This window comes from Vibrio sp. 378, from assembly GCF_033339435.1.
Window position 1 is genome coordinate 1 of the sequence record NZ_JAWOUO010000920.1, and the last position, 572, is coordinate 572.

General features: G+C 47.0%; 1 protein-coding gene. It reads right to left on the bottom strand.

Features of this window, described 5'->3' with window-relative positions:
* A partial coding sequence (locus tag R7Q48_RS29610) for a molybdenum cofactor synthesis domain-containing protein (RefSeq protein ID WP_318133945.1) occupies positions 1-572 on the bottom strand: 572 nt, incomplete at both ends.

The window sequence follows — 572 nt, forward strand, 5'->3', positions numbered from 1 at the left end:
ACGTACATGGTTAGCACAGCAGATACAGGGTTACCTGGTAGACCACAGAACCAAGATGTACTTAACTTACCAAATGCGAAAGGTTTACCCGGCTTGATTGCCAGTTTCCAAAAACCGATTTCTCCAAGTTGTTCTAGAATGTCCTTGGTGTAGTCTGCTTCGCCAACACTGACGCCGCCAGAGGTGACAACCACATCCGCGAGCGTTTGTGCTTTTTCAAACGTCGCTTTTAATGTTTCTGGGCAGTCAGGGATAATGCCAAGATCAATCGCTTCACAACCAAAGTTTTCGATAAGTGGTTTAATGCCGTAACGGTTGCTGTCGTAGATTTGACCAGCTTCGAGTGGCTCACCTAATGGTTTAAGTTCATCACCTGTCGAGAAAAACGCCACCTTCGGTTTACGTACAACAGTGACATGGCTTACGCCAAGAGAAGCAATCATTGGAATATCGCGTGGTGTTAGGCGCGCGCCTTTTGCTAATACGATATCGCCTTGCTTGATGTCGTCACCAGTTGGGCGGATGTTATTTTGAGGTTCCACATCCGTTTGGTTGAACTGGATACCCGCTTC